This window comes from Bradyrhizobium sp. 23AC, assembly GCF_054863025.1.
Genome location: NZ_JAVAYN010000206.1, coordinates 1 through 261, shown reverse-complemented (window position 1 = coordinate 261; position 261 = coordinate 1). Strand labels below are relative to the sequence as shown.

Sequence of the window (261 nt, the reverse complement as noted above, 5' to 3'; positions counted from 1 at the left end):
GCCGCTGGTTCACCCTTGGCGCGGACCGCAAGTCGCTGGAGCTGTACCTGGAGGGCTTCCGCCACACGGTGGCGGTGATGCAGACGCCCGATGCCATCTCGCGGGTCGCCGCCGAGTGCGTCGAGGACCTGGCGGCCGATGGCGTGGTCTATGCCGAGATTCGCATGGCGCCAGAGCTGTTGACGGAACGTGGCCTCTCCCTCGATGACGCGACCGCCGCCATGCTCGACGGCCTGCGGCGCGGAGCCGCTGACCGGCCCA

1 pseudogene is annotated in these 261 nt (G+C 70.5%); it reads left to right on the top strand.

The features are described 5' to 3' along the window. Positions 1 to 261, top strand: a pseudogene (locus RAD10_RS42125) (hypothetical protein); the annotation flags it as partial.